The organism is Corynebacterium stercoris, assembly GCF_024160105.1.
Taxonomy (GTDB): Bacteria; Actinomycetota; Actinomycetes; order Mycobacteriales; family Mycobacteriaceae; genus Corynebacterium; species Corynebacterium stercoris.
In genome coordinates this window covers 1-21,122 of the sequence record NZ_JAMFTQ010000023.1, presented here as the reverse complement: position 1 = coordinate 21,122, position 21,122 = coordinate 1, and the positions used below count along the sequence as shown (strand labels likewise).

Annotated in this window: 13 protein-coding genes; 6 read left to right on the top strand and 7 right to left on the bottom strand. The window is 61.3% G+C overall.

Translation table 11 applies throughout. The features are described from left to right. Positions 1–78 precede the first annotated feature (78 nt). The 7 genes from M5J20_RS11150 to M5J20_RS11120 are packed head-to-tail and all read right to left on the bottom strand — an operon-like array spanning position 79 to position 6,439. Positions 79–396, bottom strand: a complete 318-nt coding sequence (locus M5J20_RS11150) for a transposase (RefSeq protein ID WP_006841324.1) — start codon at positions 394–396, stop codon at positions 79–81. A gap of 46 nt (positions 397–442) precedes the next feature. Continuing rightward, positions 443–1,738 (bottom strand): isochorismatase family protein, encoded by a 1,296-nt coding sequence (locus M5J20_RS11145; protein ID WP_253579599.1) that lies wholly within the window; start codon positions 1,736–1,738, stop codon positions 443–445. 37 nt (positions 1,739–1,775) lie between these two features. Then, on the bottom strand, positions 1,776–2,618 hold the full coding sequence (locus tag M5J20_RS11140; RefSeq protein ID WP_049780521.1) for a 2,3-dihydro-2,3-dihydroxybenzoate dehydrogenase: 843 nt from the start codon (positions 2,616–2,618) through the stop codon (positions 1,776–1,778). A 29-nt stretch (positions 2,619–2,647) separates the two neighbouring features. Then, positions 2,648–3,523 carry an ABC transporter ATP-binding protein gene (locus M5J20_RS11135; RefSeq protein WP_011274156.1) on the bottom strand — a complete coding sequence of 292 codons (876 nt, stop codon included), beginning with the start codon at positions 3,521–3,523 and terminating at the stop codon, positions 2,648–2,650. Then, positions 3,520–4,623, bottom strand: a complete 1,104-nt coding sequence (locus M5J20_RS11130) for a FecCD family ABC transporter permease (protein ID WP_253579597.1) — start codon at positions 4,621–4,623, stop codon at positions 3,520–3,522. The genes M5J20_RS11135 and M5J20_RS11130 overlap by 4 nt, the downstream gene beginning before the upstream one ends. Beyond that, positions 4,623–5,648 carry a FecCD family ABC transporter permease gene (locus M5J20_RS11125; protein WP_011274154.1) on the bottom strand — a complete coding sequence of 342 codons (1,026 nt, stop codon included), beginning with the start codon at positions 5,646–5,648 and terminating at the stop codon, positions 4,623–4,625. The genes M5J20_RS11130 and M5J20_RS11125 overlap by 1 nt, the downstream gene beginning before the upstream one ends. Further along, complete coding sequence (locus M5J20_RS11120) at positions 5,645–6,439, bottom strand: GNAT family N-acetyltransferase (protein WP_034984982.1); 795 nt, start codon at positions 6,437–6,439, stop codon at positions 5,645–5,647. The genes M5J20_RS11125 and M5J20_RS11120 overlap by 4 nt, the downstream gene beginning before the upstream one ends. A 69-nt stretch (positions 6,440–6,508) precedes the next feature. Here M5J20_RS11120 and M5J20_RS11115 point away from each other — a divergent pair, with 69 nt between their 5' ends. From M5J20_RS11115 to M5J20_RS11090, 6 genes are all read left to right on the top strand, one after another. Then, positions 6,509–7,912, top strand: coding sequence for a SidA/IucD/PvdA family monooxygenase (locus M5J20_RS11115; RefSeq protein WP_253579595.1), 1,404 nt, complete (start codon positions 6,509–6,511; stop codon positions 7,910–7,912). Next, positions 7,909–9,576 (top strand): amino acid adenylation domain-containing protein, encoded by a 1,668-nt coding sequence (locus M5J20_RS11110; RefSeq protein ID WP_011274151.1) that lies wholly within the window; start codon positions 7,909–7,911, stop codon positions 9,574–9,576. The genes M5J20_RS11115 and M5J20_RS11110 overlap by 4 nt, the downstream gene beginning before the upstream one ends. Positions 9,577–9,670: 94 nt before the next feature. After that, positions 9,671–10,678 (top strand): ABC transporter substrate-binding protein, encoded by a 1,008-nt coding sequence (locus tag M5J20_RS11105; RefSeq protein ID WP_011274150.1) that lies wholly within the window; start codon positions 9,671–9,673, stop codon positions 10,676–10,678. Between the two features lie 128 nt (positions 10,679–10,806). Next, on the top strand, positions 10,807–18,180 hold the full coding sequence (locus M5J20_RS11100) for a condensation domain-containing protein (protein WP_253579593.1): 7,374 nt from the start codon (positions 10,807–10,809) through the stop codon (positions 18,178–18,180). A 57-nt stretch (positions 18,181–18,237) separates the two neighbouring features. Continuing rightward, positions 18,238–20,295 carry a siderophore-interacting protein gene (locus tag M5J20_RS11095; protein WP_253579591.1) on the top strand — a complete coding sequence of 686 codons (2,058 nt, stop codon included), beginning with the start codon at positions 18,238–18,240 and terminating at the stop codon, positions 20,293–20,295. 317 nt (positions 20,296–20,612) lie between these two features. Further along, the gene (locus tag M5J20_RS11090; RefSeq protein ID WP_370687608.1) at positions 20,613–21,014 is read left to right on the top strand and encodes a TroA family protein; all 402 of its coding nucleotides are present in this window, start codon (positions 20,613–20,615) and stop codon (positions 21,012–21,014) included. Positions 21,015–21,122: the final 108 nt, after the last annotated feature.

The window sequence follows — 21,122 nt, the reverse complement described above, 5'->3', positions numbered from 1 at the left end:
ACCCACATTCTGTCTGCCTTAACGTGCGACAGATGGCCTCGACCCCGAAGCGATCGCGATACGTGTCGATGTATTCGATCATCTTCTGGTGGGACGGTCGAGTTCCGCTGCGAAAAAAGCTGAAGCGGTCTTCAAGATCTCGTTTGCCCTGCGCAGCTCTTTGTTCTCTTGCCGCAGACGCTTCAGTTCGTCGTCGACCGACTCGCCAGTGCTCCGCTGAACGTCGGGGGACGCTTTGACAGGTTTCAACCAGTTGTTGAGCGTGTGCGCCGAGACACCGAGCTTCTCGCCGATCTCCTCCGCCGCCGCCCACTTCGAGCACCCCTCAAGCTCAACGAGCTCCTCGGCTAACCGCACCGCCTTGTCCTTGAACTCGTCACTGAACTTCCTAGGCATGGTCCAATCCTCCTCTAGAAACGATCGGAACTAAACCCAGGACACTTCAGTCTTTGTGGGAGAGCGTGAGCTCAATTGCCCGCGCCCAGTCCGTCACCGGGTCCTCCGATCGAGCGATAGTTCCGGCCAGCGGGTGGGAAACAATCCGCGCGCCTTCCTTGCGGATCAGTAGCTCCGGGCTAGATCCCACGAAGAAAGCTTCTTCGGGGCCGTTAGTCGTAGCTACCAGGTGCCCGTGCCCCGTGGCGGAGGTTTCCATGAACCCTCGTAGCAGGGCTTCCGGCTCCACAGGGCTAGCCAGCGTGTACTCCTCCTCGCGGGAAAGCACCACCTTTTGAAACTCGCCACGCCCAATCGCCTCCACGGCACGGCTAACCCGCCGGCCATGCTCTTGCAGGCTGGGGCGTTGTGAGATGTCCACCACGTCGGGAACCAATGGAGCCGTCTTCCAACGCGGAGCTCCCGCGTGCCGCTGAAAGCTCTCGGGGGCCAGCAATACCGGTGCTGTGTCTGGATCGAAGGGCAGCGCTCCCACCACGACGTCTTCCCGTCCTGCCTCCGCCGCCCTACGAAGTGCTGCGGCGGCTTGCTCTACCGTGCCATAACGAGTTTTGACGCCGCAGGTTGTCAGAGTCTGGTCGCTGTCGCTCATGACAAAGCTGGGTGGGCCACTAGCCTCCCCACTGGGCGGACCATCGTGCACCTCCAGCTGTTTCAGCGCGCTGGCCGTATCCAGGCTTCTTCCACAGCGCTTGGCTACCCAATCAATCGTTTCCTGGTGGTCCTGTGCCGTGAAATCCGCAATTCCGTCCGTGATCACAAACGGCTGAATGTCCTTCATAAACGCATCCACCGCGGTGACCTTGCAGCCCATGTGGCCATATACCCCGGTGATAATTAGCTGATCCCGCCGAGCGAAAGCCAGCGACTGGTAAAGGTCCGTGCGCTCGAATGCGGAATAGCGCCACTTCGTGAGTATCTGGTGATGCTTGCCTGGCGCCAACTCTTTGATGATCGACGCTTCCTCGGCTGTTTGTAAACCTTGTCCCCACATATCGCTTAAGAGCCCTCGTCGGGTGGGGTGCTGTTGCGGCGGCTGGGCGGAATAGAACACAGGAATACCCAGCTGATCCGCCGTGGTGATGAGGCGCGCGATGTTGGCGAGCGCCGAGTGTAGCGGTTCTTTGTTCCAGTCATAGGCAGCTAGGAAGTACTTCTGCATGTCGTGCACCAGCAGTGCTGCGCGTGCGGGCTCCAGGGCCCAGGATCTCGCCGGACAATCGGCGGGCAGTGTGGTGGATGGAGTGGGGATGGGATAGGGCGAAATGGGTGGAATCGCCATAGAGATAACCTTTCGTTGGGCTGGTGGGGTACAGAGGCTAGGCATCTAGGGTGGCGCCACCATCAACACGGAGGTCGTGCATGGTGATGTGGCAGGCTGCAGGGGAGATAAGAAAGAGGCATGCTGCCGCGATATCTTCTGGCTGCGCGATGCGTTGTAAGGGGATGCCTAACCGGTAGTCCTCCGGTACACCGGCAAGGGTCTGCGCGGCTCGATCCTCGCCGTGCCAGCTGGTGCGTAGCATCGCGGTGTCTGTGGAACCAGGGGATACGCTGTTGCAGCGCACCCCGTGTGGGGCGCACTCTAGCGCCAGAGTTTTCAACCAGGCAGTCGCTGCCGCTTTGGAAGCTCCATAGGAGGCCATGCGTGCCCGGGGCTGTGCTGCTGCATTGGAAGTCACTGCCACAATTGCTCCAGTGCCGCGATCCACCATGTGCTGGGCGATTGCGGAGCATGTGCGGGCTAAGCCGGTGACGTTGACAGCGAAGTTGTTTTCCCAGGCTCCGGTCTCGTCGGGGTCCGTACCGATACCCGAGACTGTGTCAACTGTGTCAACTGCCGTGGGGCCCGTCAGTGCGCTATCTGGGATTAAGGTTCCCGCGCAGTGGATGAGTGCATCAATGTGCCCGTGAGCTGCCAGTGCTTTCGACAGGTGGCTTTCCACGCTGCGTGGGTCAGTCGGGTTTGAAGAGGTGATGTCTACTTCCGGTAGATCCCAGCCGATCACGGTGTGATCGTTCTGTCGTAGCAGGCGCACACACTCGCGGCCGATGCCTCCAGCAGCACCTGTCACGATCACCGTTTGTTGTAGTTGCGCTTGCTCCGGCGGCGACTCGGTTGGCTGCCGTGTGGCTAGGTGCGGAGGAATGTTGAAATCCATAGCGGACACTGTAATCGACTTAGGTTAGGCTAATCAAGGGTGTTATTTTTGGATTTCTTGAGAGGGATGATGAGCGGGTCGCCAGTCTCCGGATCTTCGATCACCCGTGCTCGCAGGTCGAAAGCCCGCTGCAGTAGCTCTGCAGTAATGATCTCCGAAGGCGAACCGGAGGCCATCACCTGGCCTTCATTCATGACCACTAGATAATCGGAATAACGCACCGCAAGATTTAGATCGTGCAGCACCATAACCACGGTGCGGCCAAGCCGTTGGCACAGGTCCTCAACCAGTTCCAAGATGTCCACGGAAGTCGCCAGGTCTAAGTAGGTGGTCGGCTCGTCGAGGAAAAGGATGTCGGTGTTCTGCGTCAACACCATGGAAATCCACACGCGCTGGCGCTGGCCGCCAGAGAGTTCATCCAGCGTGCGGTTAGCAAGATCCTTGGAATCTGTTTGCTCCAGGGCCTCGAGTACCGCCCCTTCGTCCGTGGAAGACCATTGCCGGAACCACGCCTGGTGTGGGTGCCGCCCGCGAGCCACCAGATCGGAGACCAGCAGGCCCTCTGGGGCCACGGGCGATTGGGGAAGTACGCCCAATAGTCGGGCGACCTCCTTGCGTTTCATGGCCGTGATGTCCTGGTTATTCACACGAACGGTTCCCGTATTGAGGTCAAGTAGGCCGGACATGGCACGCAGCAATGTGGACTTACCGCAGCCGTTGGGCCCCACGATGGTAGTAATCTTGCCCGCCGGGAACGTGGCGCTAAGGTCGCGGATGATGGTGCGCTCGCCGTAGCCCACCGTGATCGAGGACGCAACTACGCCGCTGGTGTCGCTTGGCTGTGCTGTATTTGGTAGTGCCGTGTTGTGCTGTGCTGTATTTGGCTGGGGTGTGGAAGAGGTCATGCGTCTGTGCTCCTAGTGCGTTGAACGAGCAGATAGATGAGGAAGATGCCACCTAGGGCGGAGGTCACAATGCCCACCGGAAGTTCCACCGGCAGAATCGCTTGGGTGACGATGTCCGCCCCCAGCAGCAGTACTGCACCGGTGAGCGCCGAAGCCGCAAGCGGTGGGGTGGGTACGCCGCACATTCGAAGGGCCACCTGGGGTGCTACGAAGGCGACGAAGCCGATGGGGCCGGCGGCGGAGACTGCTACCGCAGCTAGGGCCACGGCCAGCGCCAGCATCGCGACCTGTACACCGTTGACCCGCTGGCCGAGTGCCCGAGCCAGATCGGGTCCCAAAGTGGTGGCCAGCGCCTGGTAGCCGATCCAGGCCAGTAGGGGACAGCACGCGATCACCAGAATCACCATCGGGATGGTGGTATTCCAGCCCGCTGTGGCCAAGGAGCCTGTGAGCCAGAACTGCGCTTGGGTAGCATTCCGTAGCTCCGAGCGGATCATAAGGAAATTGATGTAGGAACTGAGCAGCGCGGTGATGATGATGCCAAAGAGCACTAGTCGGTAGGAATCCGCCTGGCGCCGCCACGCCAGTGCCCAGATCGCTGTAGCGCTGAGTATCGCCCCTAGTAGTGCGGCCAGAGGGATTCCGATTCCGGACAGCCAGCTGAGAAATCCGCTGCCACCGCCGAGGACGATGACCGTCACGGCCATGGCTGAGGCGCCCGTGGTGATACCAAGGATATCCGGGCTGGCCAGTGCGTTGCGGGTGACTGTCTGAGTTAGCGCGCCAGAAAGCCCCAAAGCACTGCCGACCGCGATGGCGGTTGCTACACGGGGCATGCGCCAGTCCAGGACCACTAGCCTTTCCACGCGGTTTCCATCCCCGCGGAAGACAACCTCCAGCACTCGGGAAACGGAGATGGGGAAATCACCTAGTCCAATGGAAAATGCTCCCAAGAAAACGATAAGGGCCGCGGCAATGAGGCATACAAGCAGCACTCGTGGGCGCCAAACGAAGGAGATTGGCCCGACCCTGAATGCCGGACGGCCTGGAAACCGCTCGGTAGCGGTGAGCCTATTGCGCGAAGTCTTGTTGAGCCCCATCAGAGCGTCGCCACCTTCTTTCGGTAAATCAAGACGATGAAGAACGGTGCACCCACGAACGCCAGTACAATGCCCACCTGGAGCTCGCCGGGCCGGGCGATGAGGCGCCCCACCACGTCCGCGTAAAGAAGTAGTGCTGCACCGGCTAGCGCGGAGTACGGCAGAATCCACTTGTAATCCGGGCCGGTGAGGGCTCGGACGATATGGGGTACCACCAGGCCGATGAAGCCCAGCGGTCCTGCAGCGGCAGTGGCTGCACCTGCCAGCAGTGCGATGATGCCCATGCCACCTAGTCGCGCGGCCGCAGTGTTGATACCTAAGCCAGCAGCCACGTCGTCGCCCAGATTTAGGATGTTCAGCTGCGGGCCCGTGGCAAAGGCCAGGATCAACCCCAGAACCACAAACGGCAAGACGCTGAGCGCGATGTTCATATCCCGGCCCGCTAGGGAACCGACGGTCCAGAAGCGCATCCTATCCAGGTTGTTTTCACTTGTGAGAACGAAGGCGCTCGTGATGGCACTTAGCACTGCCGACAGCGCGGCTCCGCCCAGCACGAGGGTCAGGGGATTTACCGTGGCTCTGCCCGCGGAAGCTAGGCCGAAGACCAGCGCCGTCGCCGCGATTGCACCAAGGAAGGCAACCACCGCAGTCGCCCAAGGCGCGCTGATGCCCAACAGGGCGTAGCTGGCCACCACGCTCAGTGCCGCGCCGGAACTGATTCCCAGTATCCCCGGATCCGCCAGGGGATTGCGGGTATGTCCCTGGATTAGGGCGCCGGCTACGCCTAGTGCCGCGCCCACGATAATGGCCAATATGGTGCGTGGCAGGCGCAGCTCGGCGACCACGCGTTGGTTGACTGGAACCTCCTCCGGGGAGCTACTGGTAGCCGGGAGATCCCGAAGTGCAGCCCACACGTCCTCTGCGGGGATGGAACGGGCGCCGTACAGGAAACTGCAGATCGTGCCACTGACGACCAGTAGGAGTAGTACCCCCAGACCCAGTAGGCGGCTGGTGCGCACACTCATGGCGTGGCCTCCAATCGCTGTTGCGGCTCACGCCCTGCGCTAGGCCGTGTTAAGCCGAACAACCGTACGCGCCGGTCTGCCCGCTGCTGTCGCTCGCCGAAATCTTGGAAACTGGCCTTGGCCAGCGCCCGGTGCGTGCGGGTGTTGCGATAGTCCGGCTCGCCAAGCACCAGCTGGCACTGCGGGTCTTGCTCTAGCAGTGCTGCGGCCAGCTTGCTCAGAAAAGAAGAGAAGATCCCATGGCCAGTCAGTTCTGGCTTGCCGATTGCGATATGGGCTCCCAGGTCGTGGGGTTGAGAGAGATAGCTGCTGCCAATCTCGTCCCGGTGCGGACGATAGATTTCCACGTACCCCACCGGGGTTGTGGCGTCATTCTCGTCAGACGGTGTAGGAGCTGCGGAGGCATCGCCCCTCGTGGCTTCCTTTGCAGCCCGGATGTGGGGGGAGCGGGGTATCGAATAGGACAGTATTGCGGCGCGAGCGTAGGTGGTGTGAGTTTTTGCGACCCAGTCCTGGCGCCAGCGTTCGGCTGGCCAGGGTTGTTCCCACGTCTCGCGCAAGTGAGGGCGGGACATCCACTCGGCCACCAGATCGGCATCGGAAGATTCGGGATCTGGGTCCGCAGGGCGTAGGGAAAAGGGAGGGTTCATCTGCGGTAACGGTGGCGGGGAAGGGAGGAAATCCGCTGTCGGGATGTCGTGGCGCAACCGGGCCAGTATTTCCTCCGGGCGGGGTTGGGGGCTTCCTGTGAGCAGTGACTCAGGCTGTTGCTGGGGGTCATTGTCAATCATGGGTAAGCATACTACCGTCTATGTGTAAGGTAAGCCTTCACTTGGTAAGGGAATGGTAAGTTGAAATCATTGGCGATCATCGGAGCGGGGCCAAAAGCGCTAGCCGTTCAGGCGAAACTCCACGCTCTGCGCAGCCTGGGCGTTCCAACCCCGGAAGTAACCGTGCTGGATCCGCACGGCATTGGCGGTAATTGGAAGCCTTGCGGTGGGTGGACGGACGGGCGGCAGTTGCTGGGAACCTCGCCCGATAAAGATCTGGGATTTCCCTACCGCACGCGCATCGCGGGCGAGCTCAACGAGGCCGTGGACCGGAGCATGCTGGGGCTTAGCTGGGTGCGCTTCCTTACGGAGTCGGATCGTTATGCCTCTTGGATCGACCGTGGCCACCCCAACCCACCGCACTACCTGTGGGCTAGCTACCTGGAGTGGGCGGCGCAAAAGATGGGAATGCGGGTGGTTCCAGCAACGGTGCGGCTACTCGACGTGACCACTGAAAGTAGTGCCACTAGCCCTACGGGCACGGCCACCGGCACTGCCTCCCAGCCCTGCCGGTGGCGCCTCACTGCCGAGGACACACGTGGCGCCGAGTTCACTCTGGAGGCCGATAGTGTGCTCGTTACCGGCCCTGGCCGTAGCAACGGCAAAATTTCGGATGTTCCGGGTGTGCTCTCTGTGGCAGAATTTTGGGATCTCAAGGCGCGTGGAAGCCTCCCCGAGGTCCCTCGTGTTGTGGTGGTCGGTACTGGGGAATCTGCAGCTTCCGTGTTGGACCAGCTAATTCACCTCAATATTGAGGAAGCTCTGGCCGTATCGCCCCTGGCCACGATGTTCAGTCGTGGGGAGAGTCAATTCGAAAACGAGTTGTATACAGATCCGCGCAAATGGGTGACACTCAGCGAAGCAGCGCGTAGAGACTTCATCCGCAGAACCGACCGTGGGGTGCTTTCTGTGCGGGTGCAGCAGGTGTTAGATTCCGATGATCGCGTGGCACATCGCCGTGGCGTTGTCCGCCGTGTGGAGCTGGCGAGCTCGCCGGACGCTGATTTTCGACTGCGGGTGCATATTGATGATGAAGTGTGTGGCTCCTACACCGAGCTGTGCGATCTCGTCATTGACGCTCGCGGTGGTAGGCCCTTGTGGTTCTGTGATGTGATGACGCCACAGGTGCGCCTCCTCCTGGAGCGCGCACTAGGCAACCAGTCCGATGCAGCGCTGAGCTCCGTTCCGGCCTGGGAGGCCAGTATTGGGGCAGATCTGGCAGTGGAGGGATTGGTTCCGCACCTGTTTGTTCCGGCACTGGCAGCTATGCGCCAGGGGCCGGGGTTTGCGAACCTGAGCTGCCTGGGCGAGCTTTCCGATCGGGTAGTAGCTGGGCTCGGTGTAGGGGACGGCCTGGGCGATAATGCCGCCGATGTGCAGGCTGGCATGCGGGCTGGGGTGCAGGCTGGGGTTCGGGCGGAGGTGCGTTCATGAGTGCATTTCCAGCACCGCGGCCTCATGGCCGCCGAGTGAAGCAGCGCTATGCCACGGTGGATGCGATGATTTGTGCGGCAGTCCAGGAGTGTGGGGTAGATAGCCCACGGCTAGCGGTTACGGGGCCTGCTGGGGCCATTACTTGGCCAGAACTGGCTAGAGGTGCCAGGCGAGTGGCCGGCAGTATTAGCAGCCGCGGGCTGGGTAGAGGGGACCGGATCGCGGTACTGGCGCGCCGGGATACTCGGCTACCGGTAATGGTGGCAGGGATTCTTCACTCGGGCGCAGTCTATTGTCCATTGGAGGTGGATTCTCCAACAGAGCGTTTGCGTTGGCAGCTGGAAGATCTTCAGCCGGAGCTGGTGATGTTGCTCGGTGTGGAGCAGTCTGCGGAACAGGAGCTGCGCCGAGTCGTCGCCGAAGCTTGCGCCGCTGAAGTGTGGATTGGTGGCGCAGAGTGTGACCGCGAAAATATAGATGGATCGGGTGGCTCGCTGCAGGTGAGCGGTGCGCTGTTGGAGGTGAACACGGACATTTGCCCGGAGGATCCCTGTTACATCACGTTCACCTCAGGTTCGACCGGGCGGCCGAAGGCGGTGGTGAATACTCACCGTGGCGTAGCCTGCCATTTGGAATGGAGCGCCCGGATCGTGGGGCCTGGCGAGGAACTTCGTGTGCTGCAGAAGGCGCCGGCGGTGTTTGATGTGGGTATCGCGGAGATCCTGAACCCCCTGGCTAATGGTGGAACGGTGGTGATGCCCGATTCACAGTGGTGGATGGGGGATATCGATGGCTTTTTGGATTTGCTGGTGGATTACCAGGTCAGTGTGCTGTCGATGGTGCCGAGTATGCTCGGCACGCTGTTGGATGTCATGGACGACATGGGTGAGCCTCTGGAAAGGTTGGCTGGGCTCAAGCATCTGCTGCTAGGTGGCGAGGCTGTGCCCAGTGCGCTGGCAGAACGGTGCCTGCGACAGATCGGTTGCCGGGTGCATGGACTTTATGGGCCCACGGAGGCCGCGATGGATGTGCTGTGGGTTGAATATACCGAGGAATTGCTGGCTGAGCTGGCGGGATCCAGCGCGGGGGATGGTCGGCAACCGTCGCTGTTGGGTCTGCCTCAAGACAATGTGAGCTGTTATCTGCGCGCTGAGGATGGGAAAGAGGTTACCGATCCTGGCCAGGTGGGTGAGCTCTGCATTGCCGGGGTGCAGGTGGCTACTGGCTATTGGCGCCGCCCGGAGCTAACGGCACAATCTTTTGTGCCCAGTTGGTACCCACAGGTTGATGGCGGCCGAATGTACTGCACCGGAGATCTAGCACGATGGAACCAGGTGGGGTTGCTGGAATTCGTAGGTCGGGTGGGTGACCAGGTGAAGATCCGGGGCAACCGAGTGGAGTTGGGAGAGGTAGATGCGGCGCTGCGACGGGTTCCTGGTGTGCGGCAGGCGGCCAGTCGTGTCGTTGGCGAGGATTCACCAGTGCTGGTGGGCTATGTGGTGTGGGATCAGGAAGCAGTGGTACTACCGCCTACGGAGGTGGCTGCTGTGCTGCGCGAATCAGTACCGGAGTACATGGTTCCCAGCCGTGTAGTGGCTCTGCAGGCATTGCCGCTGAGCAGTAATGGGAAGCTGGATCGTCGTGCCCTCCCCGATCCAAATTAAGTTAAAAAGTCTCAGATTGCCCTTGTTAGCCTACCCTTGGTGATGGTAGCCTTACCTAATCTTGTTCGTTTAGTGAAATGGAAACCCATTCAGAATGAAGAACTCAAACGTTGTCCGTGCGCTCAGCATCGCCGTGCTCTCCACTACCCTGGTGTTGGGAGCCTGCAGCTCCGATGCAGATGACAAGGCGGAAAATACTTCCTCAGGCGCAAACTCCGCAGCGAATTCCGGCGATAATGCCTCCGAAGTCAACATCAAGCACGCCTGGGGGGAAGACACATACCCCGTAAACCCCGAGCGCGTCGTTGCCATTGGTCCAGCCATCGACAACCTGCTGGCTATGGGCATCAAGCCCTCCGCCGTGGTGGTGTCTGCTAAGGACATGAATGCCCCGTGGCGCGACGGCAAGTTGGATGGCGTGGAGATTATCAAGCAGACCGATTTCAAGACTCTGCCGAAGGAAGAGATCGCCGCCGCTGCTCCGGATTTCATCGTCGGGGACTACTGGACGATCTCCGAGGATAACTACGCACAGCTCTCCGAGATCGCGCCCACTCTGGGTGGTATTGGCACCGAGGGTGAGGGGATCAGCTGGAAGTCGCAGTTGAAGGAGCTCGGCAAGATCTTCAACAAGGAAGATAAAGCTCAAGAAGTCATCGACCAGGATGAGAAAGTCTTCTCCGATGCGAAGTCCGAGCTGCCGAATATCGAGGGTAAGACCGGTGTGGTCTCCCAGTTCGCTCAGGGATCCTTTGGAGCTGTGGCCGACCCGAAGGATCCAGGAGCCTCCTTTATCTACGACCTGGGTATGAAGTTCCCGGAATCTCTGACCGACGGCTCAATCGAGGTACAGCAGGGGCGCGTGACTCTGTCGCCAGAAAACGTCTCCGCCCTGGCTGCGGACTTCATGGTGATCTATAACCGCACCGGTGACATCGCGGAGGTGGAGAAGATCCCGGGCTACTCAGACCTGCCGCAGGTCAAGTCCGGCGCCACCCTGGCGGGTAACGAGGCTGTGGTTGCTGGCCTGAACACGCCGACCGCCCTGTCCCGTGCATGGGTATTGGAGCAGGTCAAGCCTACCTTGAAAGAGATCTCTTAGTCTCTTTTTCTCCAGCACCCCTCGCGAATGTGTCGCCCGGTGTGGCAGCGTGGGGTGTTTTCTTATGCCCTTTCTTGTTCTCTCACTCGCCTCCCCGCTGCCGCCCGCCGACTCACAAGGAACTTGACTTGTCTTCTACGCTGCCGTTAACGAGCGCTCAATACGGTGTCTGGAACGCCCAAAAACTCAACCCCGAATCGCCCTACTACGTGGTTGGTGAGGTACTGCACCTGGGGCCAGGGCACATCGAGCTGGAAACTCTGCAGCACTCCATCGCACAGCTGCAACAGGAAGCTGAGACATTGCGCGTGCGCGTCACGACGGATGGCCTTACCCCGCAACAATCCGTGGTACAGGAAGGCCCCGGGGTCGACCGCGTGATCGACGTGCGGCACGCCGCGGATCCCCAGCGCAGCGCGGAAGCCTGGGTAGATGCGCTACGCGCCGAATGTGCCGAGACGATGCGCACCATGGTGGATCAACCGTTGTGTCGTTATGTCATTATTCTTCTCGACGTCACCGAGACCTGGGTTGTCCAGCTTTATCATCACCTTATTGTCGATGGCTTCTCGGCTTCCCTGCTCACGCGTCGCCTTAGTCAGATTTATACCGCTCGCGTGGCAGGAAAGCAGGCTCGTCCATTCCGGGCAGCTTCGCTGTCCGAACTGGTGGCGCTGGATCAGGAGTACCGCGAATCCGCGGAGCATATCCGGGATAAACAGTATTGGACGTCCGTACTCGCACAGCTTCCGGAAGTTGCTGAGCGCGCCACGATGAATACGGCCACAAAGGCAGAAGGCACAGGGCAAACCACAATCACCACCACCATGCGCCTGGGGCCGGAGATCATGGAGAAGGCCACGAAAGCCGCTACTGATGAGCAGATTACGTGGGTAGAGCTCATGATCGCACTGTACGGGGCGTTTGTTCACCGTCTGTTGGCTCCACGCTCGACCAGCGAACAATTCCTGGCTGTGCCCGTGATGGCACGCTCGCATACGCGAGAGCTCCGCACGCCTGCAATGGCCGTCAATGTGCTGCCACTGCGAGTCAACGTCGACAATCAACAAACGGTGCAGGAGTATCTACACCATGCGGTGGAGTCGCTGCATGGTCTACTGGCCCACCAGCGACTGCGTGGAGAGAGCCTACCGCAGATCACGGGGGACTCCCGGGTGGCTGACGTGCTACACGGAGTGGGAGTGAATGCTAAGGCCTTCACCACCCGGGCGGATTTCGCGGGGGTTCCGGGGCGGTTGCGCAATGTGGCGGGTGGGCCGCCGGAGGATTTGGGATTGGTGCTCACCCCGGCCGAGGATGGCGGACTGGACATGGCTTTTGAGACGGATCCGGCCCGCGTGAGTGCCGAGCATGCGCGGGCTCGGTTGGAGGCACTGCGGGAGTTCACGTGTCAGGCGCTTGAAGACACATCCCGAAAGATCGGGGAGCTGCCACTGCATAGCCAGAGACGGCGCGTGGAAATGTTAGAGCAGCGGCGCGCCCAAGGTGTCGAAGTGGCCGAAAATAGCCGATCGCAGGACGCTCTGAGCACCGCTTTGTCCACGCTGCGAAACCACACACAGGCACATCTGGTGGTTCACACTGCCGATGGCTGGGATACCGAGCCCGGAACTGAGATGTTGGATCGCGAGATACTGGGCGCTGCAGTGCTGAACAGCAAGGATCTCCACGCTGCAGTACATCGCCTGGCTAGTTACTTTCGCCGTGAGGTTCTGGGAAGCGACAGGTGGCGCCAGGCGGAACAAGTCACCGAGCAAGATAGGGCGCGACCAGTGCTCGCTCTCGAGATGGAGCGGGGGCGCGAATTGGCCCTTGCTGTGCTAGCCGCTTTCGCCGCGGGTGTGCCCTTCGTCTATATCGATCCCACCAGTCCTGCCCAGCGCCGTGAGCAAATCCATGCGAACGCTGAACCGGTAGCTAGTGTGGATGCGGCGGCCATCCGCTACGCCCTAGCCTTGGGCAGTACCACCTCGGAGGAGAACGCCGTAGAACGGTCCGCGGAATCGGCAGCCTGTCCAGACCCGGAGCAATTGGCCTACCTGATCTATACTTCTGGATCCACCGGCAAGCCCAAGGGCGTGGAGGTTCCCCGCCGTGCCATTAGCTCTCTGTTTGCCCAACACCGCAGCGGATTGTACGACAGGCCGCACGCGGTGGTGGCGCATACGGCGTCTTTCAGTTTCGATGCAGCATTCGACCAGTTGCTGTGGCTGCTGGCGGGCCACGACGTGCACCTCTACCCAGAACAGGCCACTGGGGATGCAGACAAGCTGGTGGAACACTTCGCTACACAGCAGATCAATGTGGTGGATACGACTCCCTCCATGATGAAGGCGTTGTTGGCCGCGCAGTTATTGGAGAAAGTACCGAGCCTGCAGTTAGTGGTTTTGGGTGGCGAAGAGCTGCCCGCTGAGCTGTGGGATCACCTGGCGGCCACCGGCCTGGAGGTCGTCAATGCCTATGGCCCCACCGAAAGCACTGTAGATGCCCTTTTGGCCCGAGTGGAGCCGGGCGTGGCACACCTGGGGCGGCCCGTTGCCGGTATGCGTGCCTACCTGGTGGATAACGCCCTGCAGCTGGTAGGAGACCAAGAAGTAGGCGAACTGGTTCTAGCCGGTCCACAGCTGGCACTCGGCTACCGTGGCCTTCCGGAGGCCACCGATGCGGCGTTCAAGGAGGACGTTCGCATCGACCCGCGTCGGGCTCCGGAGCGCATTTACCGCACCGGGGATCGGGCACGATGGATTCCTGGGCGGGGCTACCAGTTTCTGGGGCGTGCCGATGAGCAAGTCGAGATCAATGGGCAGCGCGTGGAGCTGGCCGAAGTGGAAGCTGTACTAGCCAGCGTGAACGGCGTGCGGCACTGCGCCGTGGCACCACTGAATCGCAGTGGGCAGGCCACTGTGTTGGTTGCTGCGGTGGTAGGGGATTGGCCCATGGACGCTTCAGATCTGACCGCTATCCGGCACCAGTTGCAAGCTGCTTTACCCGCCGCGGCGATCCCCCGGCGCATCCATCCAGTGCGAGCGCTGCCCACCACCACCTCCGGCAAGATCGACCGGGAGGCCATCGCCGGATACGGACTGCAGCCGCCGACCGCTGGTGCGAAGGAGGATACCGCAGCTCCCGAGGCGACCGAACCCGTGGAGGTCTCTAGCGCAGGTAACGCAACTACAAGCGGTAAAAACGACCCGCTTGCACCGCTCGACCCTGCCCACCTCCTGCTGCATCGCACGGTGTGTGATGTTCTCCATCTACCGCCGCAGCAGACTGATCCTGATCAGGACTTCATCAGTTTGGGAGGGGAGAGTATTGCTGCTCTTCATGTGGCCTCTCGCGCACGTCAGCAGGGGCTGCTGTTGCAGCCGAAGGACCTAATGGGCGGCATTGCGTTAGCGCAGATCCCATTAGACTTCCGTCCTCCGCAGAATCCGCAGGCTCCCCAGGTTTCGCAGGCTGCGCGCCCGACCTTCCTTAGTTCTGGTGAAGACCTGGGCAAGGGGGGTAATTCGAGATCCAATAATGGGGACAATCAATGGCTGGATTGGGGTGTATTGCCGTGGAGTCCGGTGGCGCGCACGCAGATTGCAGCTGCGCCCACCGTGCATGCGATGCGTCGCCACGTGATGTACCGGTGGCTAGATATGCCACCCGGGTGCGGCCAAGCCGATGTGCTACGCGCGGTGGAGGTGCTTCAGCGCCGGCATGCGAGCCTGCGGATGTTGCTGGACTGGGACAACGTAGTGCAGCTGATCCCGCGTGTGCCACTGGCTAACGCCGAGGAGATTGTGGTGGAGCTTGCGCCGGACGGCCCAGATCCGGTGGAGCAGCTGGCCGCCGGCATAGCCCCCGATGGTGGAGTGATGTGGCAGGTCGGACTGTGCAGGGAAGGCGCGCTGGTGATGGTGCACCACCTGGCGATCGATGCGCTGTCCTGGCCGAACCTGCAGCGCGAGTGGAATGCTGTATTAATTGACGCCAACGTGAAGCTTCCCGCGCTCACCGGCCTCCTGCGCGCCCACGGGATGCAGCGTGCCGTGGAGCACCAGGCCGTGCAGAACGTGCCACCGGGATCGGCGGAGCTGTCGGTCTTGCCGGAGTTGCCGGAGAAACTGCTATGCCCACGGGGGCAGGCCACGATGATGTGGCGAAATATTGCGATGCCGGACGCTGCGGCGATGAGTTCCGAGCTGGCGCAGCGTTTTCGAACAGACCGACAGGTCGTGGTGGTGTCATTGTTAGCGCAAGCGCTACAGGCCGTAGGTTTGACCGAGCTTCAGCTGGTGGTGGAAGGGCACGGCCGCGATGGCGGCACCGGTGCCACTCGTTCTGGTGACTATGGCAGCACCGGTAGCGCGGTGGATTGCATGGAGCTGATCGGTTGGTTCACTACGGAGGAGCGTTGGGCTTTCTCTGCGAGGGCTGACGGTGCCTCCGTTCATTCATCCGCCAATTCTCCGAGGTTTATGGCAGCGTGGGTTCGCGCTGGGCGCGAGGCCGAGTCGCAGGCTCAGCCGTGGGATCCAGCTTCGTGCCCTCCAAACCGTCGTGTGGTGATTAATGTTCTGGATGCACAGCCGGAGGAGAGCTTCGGCGTGTTGGAATCCGACGACCGGCGGATGACGGAGGCTCTGACGATAAATGTCTTCCTCACCTCGGACGGCGCAGACGTGGAATACGTGGCGGACCTGGCAGCACTCAGGGATGCATCCCCGACCGTGCTGGAGAAACTGCACGAACAGCTACAGCGTGCGGCGCGGGACCTGCTGGTCGCGGATCGGTTGGTACTGCGCCAAGCACTGCCTAGCGACTACCGGGCATTCGATACACAGCCGACGAACCCTCGGCTAGGCCACAGCTCAACCAACCAGCCCACACCGACCCTCAGCGTTGCTCATCTACGCTCCCTGGAAGCCGCCCACGGTCCCCTGGAAGACATTGTCCCGGCTACTGCCTCCCAGCAGGGGCTGCTGTTCCACGGATTGGCCGGAACCGACCGCTACGTCATTGCCGCCGCCGTGGACCTTACTGGTGTGGCCTCCCCAGAGCTTATCCACCAGTCGATGCGGGCAATTCTGCGCCGCCACGCAGCACTGCGCGCCGTGTTCGATTGCAGCGACCTCCCGCTGATGCTGATTCCGGAGCGGCTCGATCTGCCCTGGACAATCCACGACTGCAGAGACTTCTCACCGGCTGCAGCTCATGCGTTCGTGGAACAGCTACGGGAGTTGCGCGGCCACCGCGCCGTGGACCTGGAATCCGGCCCGCTAGTCACCGCAGACCTGGTGCTGTTGCCAGAGAGTAACCGACTAGAAACCAACCGCCCTGCCACACTTGTGCTGGGCAGCCATCACATCCTCACCGATGGCTGGTCCACCGCCGTGATGCTGCAGGATTTGCAGCGACTGCTAAGCGGCGAGGATCTGGACCCCGCACCCTCCTTCGCGGAATTTGCTCGAAGCCTGTGCCAACGCAGCGTCGAACAACTGGAGCGGGAACACCGCGCCTGGCAACAGATTTTCACCGGCACCGATCAGCCCCATGAGGCCAGCCGCACAGGCGAGCACGGAGGTGTGATTGCGGGCTTGCGGCCGGTGGCGTCAAGTAAAAAGAGCACAACAGAAGCCCCAGAGGTGCCGCACGTACTGCACCGCGACACAGATGGGCGGGTGGCAACCGCCGCGGCGAGCCTAGGAACCACACCCAGTGTACTGGTACAAACCGCATGGTTGCTCACGCTGGCTGCGATGCATGGTGGGCGCCGAGTGACTACGGGGGTGACTCTTTCCGGCCGGTCCGCGGAGCAGCCGCGAATGGCTAGTGCGGTGGGCATGTTCATCACCACACTCCCGTTGCACGTACAACTCGAACCGGGGCACACGCTGCGCCATACCGTGCGACAGGTGGCAGATACCATGGCGCTGATCAGCGAGAACCAGACCACGCCGCTACAGGAGATCGAGACCCTGGTGGGAAGTGCACCGTTGTTCGACACCGCGGTGGTGTACGACCATCACGCACACTTCGGTGCACCGAGCGGTCCACACACAGTGGAGACCTCCGAGTCGTGCCTGCGCATCCAGGGGCTGCGCACCAGCGGTCGCACGCATTACCCGCTGACTGTCGTGTGCCCGCCCGGGGACGTTTTGGAAATTACGCTGGTGCACCGTCCGGATGTGGTGGAACGCATTCTTCCTGACGCCGCCGCGAGGTGGTTCGGCACATTCCTCAATGCACTGTGCGACGCCGCCACCGGTAGGGATCTCCGGTTGGTGGAGTTGCTTCCGGAGCGCGGCGAGTTTGAGGAGCCAGCGGACGGGCAAATAGAAGTAGATGGGCACAGCGAAGTAGAGGAAGCGGATACGTGCAATACCGGTAACCGGGAGCTTTCTGAGGACAACCCCGTATGCGCCCAGGTGCAGGCCGCCATGGAGAGCTTGCTAGGCAACCCGATCGGCCCCGAAGAGAACTTCTTCACCTCCGGTGGTGACTCCCTGCTGGCCATGCGTTTGATGGGTGTGCTGCGCAAGCAGGGCATGCAGTTGAAGATCCAGGACATTGTGGATGCTGGTACTCCGGCAGCCATCGCGGAACGGCTGGGGCAGGGCACTGGTGGAGCTATGAAGGCTAAGCAGCCGCCGAAGCCGCAGCAATCCCAGCGCTTACAGACTGCCGAGCATTCGCAACGCCGCCCGGTGTGGTGCCTCCATCCGATCGGCGGACATGGCTTGGCCTTCGCCCCGCTGGCCAGCCTTCTGGCGGACACTGAGTTCGACACCCGCCTGATCGAACTACCGTCCCCGCTACCCCAGGTGGGAACACTGGCCGAGCTAGCGGAGCTCTACACCGAACAGATCCTGGCCGAGCAACAAGAAGGACCCTTCACGTTGGTGGGCTACTCCTTCGGTGGCGTGGTGGCTGAAAACATCGCTGCCGCGTTGCAGCGCCGGGGCTATGAGGTGCGGTTCTTAGGAATTCTTGACGCCTACCCCAGCGGCAGCAGCCCCAGCTCCGGTACGCATTCCTGGCCGCCGGGCACGCCCGATGGCAGGACAGCCTTTGGTGACTACGACGTTCGGGCAATTGCGCGTGCCGATGGGATGTCACACGAATTGGGCACTGTGGGCGTCGATATAGAAAGCAACATCCGTTTCTGCATGCAGATGCTGCACACAGCAGCACCCACCAGCTACGAAGGCCGGGTCGAGCTAGTGGTGGCAACGCAAAACAACAGTGATGTGGCACACGGGCAGTGGGATCCGGCTGCTGCGTGGAGGCGCCGTCCGGGGGCGTATCCGGTGCGGGTGAGCGAGCTTGAACTTACGCACGCGCAGCTGGTGAAAGCCGATGGCTGGAAGAACGTTTTCCAGCAATGGGCACCGCGGCTGCTGAACAAGAGTTCGGCTGACCGGCCAGCACCCGAGGCGACAGGCATCGACCCTGCGCATGCCGCCCCACCGCATGCCGACCCTGCGCACTGACCCGCTACACACCGACTCACCGCACACCGCCAACCCAGAAACGAGAAAGGAATGACCATGGCGAGGAATAGCCGAGACAGGGAAATCTACCCCATTACGATCCGCGAACTGCAGGTCGATGACATCGAGGACATCACACCAGGGATGCGTCGCATTACTCTGACGGGCGAACAACTACGCGCCCATAGTGCGTTCGGCGTAGACGCACCACCGCTAGTCAGCGATGGTTTCGACGACGATATCCGCATCATCTTCCCAGACCCGGCCACCGGGGAGCGCCCTCACCCCATCACACGGGAGGACGCGACGGTGCTATGGCAAGAGGAGGTCAAAGATCTGTTTCGGACATATACCGTCCGTTCATTCGACGCCTCCCAGGGCCGCCTCGTCGTAGACTTCGCGCGGCATGGCCAAGGCCTGGCCGAGGACTGGTCCGTACGAGCTCGACCGGGAGATCTCCTGTATATCGCAGGGCCGAAGTCTTGCGCAGCGCTGCCCACCCACACTCCGTGGCTACTGATGGTGGGCGACGAGACGGCGCTGCCGGCGATTGCTCGCTGTATAGAGTCTTTGCCCGCCGGGTATAGGGCAGTGGCGATTATTGAGGTAGCCACGCGGGCACATGTCCAGCGACTGGAGTTCGAAGCACAGGTGGACATTCACTGGCAGGTGCGAGACGAGGGCGGGGACTTCGTGGCGAAAGCTACCGAGTTGTACGGAGAACACCCAGAGTGGGCGGCCGAGCCCGCCGCGATGCCCTATGTATGGGCTGCGGGAGAGGCCGGGCGATTGAAGGCGATCCGACGCTGGGTTCGAGCTCTGGGGATTCCGCGGGAAAACGTGGAGATTACGGGGTACTGGCGCGCAATGGCACCGGCACAATCGGAAGCAGGGGCGACGGCTACGCAGGGCGACAGTGAGGGGGCGGAGACAGGGGCTGTGACGAGCCACCGTAATGCGGTGATTGAGCTGCATGAACTCACCGAGATGGGGTCGGCGATTCTGGTGCGCCAAGCCGTAGGGTTGGGGATTTTTGGCCTGATTGATGAGGGCGCGGATCGAGTGGATCAACTGGCCGCAGCAACTGGCCTGCAGCAGGAGCTGGCTCTCCGGATTGCGCGTTACTTGGAGGCAGTGGGGTTAGTGACTTTGTCGGCGGATGCAGCACTGGATAGCTCAGCGGAGGATGTGGCGGACCAACGGGCGGTTCGAATCGGCCTCACTGCGCTGGGCAGCGAGTTAGCAAACCCGGATTCTCCAGTAAGGGATTGGATTGCCGGGCCGGCAGCCGCCAAGACCGCAGCACTTGGCCAGCTAGGGCAGGCACTGCAGAATCCGGCTGATACGGGCGAGCACCGCTGGGACTACATTGTGCAAACCCAGCCACAACTGGCCGTGGAGGAACACGAACAGGCGGCCTCCAGCGCTCAGTGGTCGGCCCCGGCCGCAGCGGAGATTCTAAGCAGCAAGCTACTAGCGCGACAGGATGCTGGCTCGCTTCGGTGCGCGGTGGGAGGTCCGGCCGCGGCGGTGTATGCGGATGAGATTCTACGTAAGATACCGCAGGCCAACGCCGTGGTGTTGGGGTCGTTTTCGGAGGCAGAAGATGACGCAAGGATTTCAGTAGGCGCAACAACTGCAGCGATGACGGAGCCTGGGGCCAGCGCAGAGGAGGTTATGCTGCGCGATATTGCTCCACGCCGCCGGGATCGTGCTCGCTATAGTGCACTGCACGCTCCAACGGTTGGGCGTCGCGGTGAGGATGTGCGCCGGGCGGATTGGGCTGGCACAGTGGCTACTTTGTGTGAGCAGGTAGATGCTGTGGTGCTGGTTGATCCGTGGCGGCGTTGGCCAGCTATAGAGCTGCAACAGCTGGTAGCTGCCGTACTACGTTTTGGGGCGCAGCTGTTCCTGGTGACCCCAGTGTTGCAGGAAAGCGGGGCCGAGGAGCATGACTACGAGGAAGATTTATCACGCCTCGTTCTGTATGGATCGCAGCTGCCCACGGCCCGTGTGATTGCGAAGCACCTGGCTGCCGTGGGTGCGGTAGCGCGTTCGCAGCAGGCGGTGGGGTGGAGTGCCCAGCTGTTCGAGGTGGGGAGGGGAGGTAGGTAACTGCCGGTGGTCGGGCGAACCTCAGGACATTTGTCTCGGGCGAAGCGTGTGGAGGAGCGGCGGACGTTTGGTGGTTTGCTAAACCGTTTCTAAAGTGCCCCCTGTCGGCTGGCCCCTAGCGGCTGAGCTGCCTCCATATCGGCGGCCACACATCCCCCAAAATAATTAACTTAGGGCAGCCTTTTGTGTGGTTAGCCTAACCTGTGTAAGATGGGCGCGGTTGCTGAATCCACCGTAGCTGAAAGAGGCCATCAGCCCTTTGGGGCTACGGGTACTTTACAGCGCCTCAAAGAGTTCCTTACACGTTAGGCTTTCACATGTTTCGAAACAATTCGCTGACCCGTCGAGCGGCGCTGAAGACCGCCGCTGTCTTGGCAGCATCCACTCTTGTTCTGTCTGGTTGCTCCCGAGGCGATGACGCGGCGGCGTCAAAAAATGAGGGCACCGGGGACGAGCGCATCGCCGCAGTTGGCCTGGGAGACAGCGATACCTTGCTCGCTCTAGGTATCCAACCAGTCCTCGTAGCGCCCTGGGGTGCTGAGGGTGATGTTGATGCGTCTGGCGTCGGCCCATGGGCTACCGAAAAGCTCGGCGAAAACAAACCTGAGGTGGTCTACGGTACTGCCAGCGGATTCACTGCGGAAATCCTGGAGAAGATCTCTGCAGCTGACCACGCACCGGCGGGGTCTTCTGCTTTCTGTGACCTGCTTAAGTTCTAGTGGTCGTTGCAACACTGATCTGAAGGGTTGGTGTTGGTGATGACGGTGTCACGGTGGGATCCACCGGTTGAGGAGATCACTCGGTTCCACCAGTTGGTGGTGGGTGAT

What these genes read in the sequence shown, in the direction of transcription:
- M5J20_RS11150 (WP_006841324.1), bottom strand. Translation starts at nt 396, where the DNA reads ATGCCTAGGAAGTTCAGTGACGAGTTCAAGGACAAGGCGGTGCGGTTA.
- M5J20_RS11145 (WP_253579599.1), bottom strand. Translation starts at nt 1,738, where the DNA reads ATGGCGATTCCACCCATTTCGCCCTATCCCATCCCCACTCCATCCACC.
- M5J20_RS11140 (WP_049780521.1), bottom strand. Translation starts at nt 2,618, where the DNA reads ATGGATTTCAACATTCCTCCGCACCTAGCCACACGGCAGCCAACCGAG.
- M5J20_RS11135 (WP_011274156.1), bottom strand. Translation starts at nt 3,523, where the DNA reads ATGACCTCTTCCACACCCCAGCCAAATACAGCACAGCACAACACGGCA.
- M5J20_RS11130 (WP_253579597.1), bottom strand. Translation starts at nt 4,623, where the DNA reads ATGGGGCTCAACAAGACTTCGCGCAATAGGCTCACCGCTACCGAGCGG.
- M5J20_RS11125 (WP_011274154.1), bottom strand. Translation starts at nt 5,648, where the DNA reads ATGAGTGTGCGCACCAGCCGCCTACTGGGTCTGGGGGTACTACTCCTA.
- M5J20_RS11120 (WP_034984982.1), bottom strand. Translation starts at nt 6,439, where the DNA reads ATGATTGACAATGACCCCCAGCAACAGCCTGAGTCACTGCTCACAGGA.
- M5J20_RS11110 (WP_011274151.1), top strand. Translation starts at nt 7,909, where the DNA reads ATGAGTGCATTTCCAGCACCGCGGCCTCATGGCCGCCGAGTGAAGCAG.
- M5J20_RS11105 (WP_011274150.1), top strand. Translation starts at nt 9,671, where the DNA reads ATGAAGAACTCAAACGTTGTCCGTGCGCTCAGCATCGCCGTGCTCTCC.
- M5J20_RS11095 (WP_253579591.1), top strand. Translation starts at nt 18,238, where the DNA reads ATGGCGAGGAATAGCCGAGACAGGGAAATCTACCCCATTACGATCCGC.
- M5J20_RS11090 (WP_370687608.1), top strand. Translation starts at nt 20,613, where the DNA reads ATGTTTCGAAACAATTCGCTGACCCGTCGAGCGGCGCTGAAGACCGCC.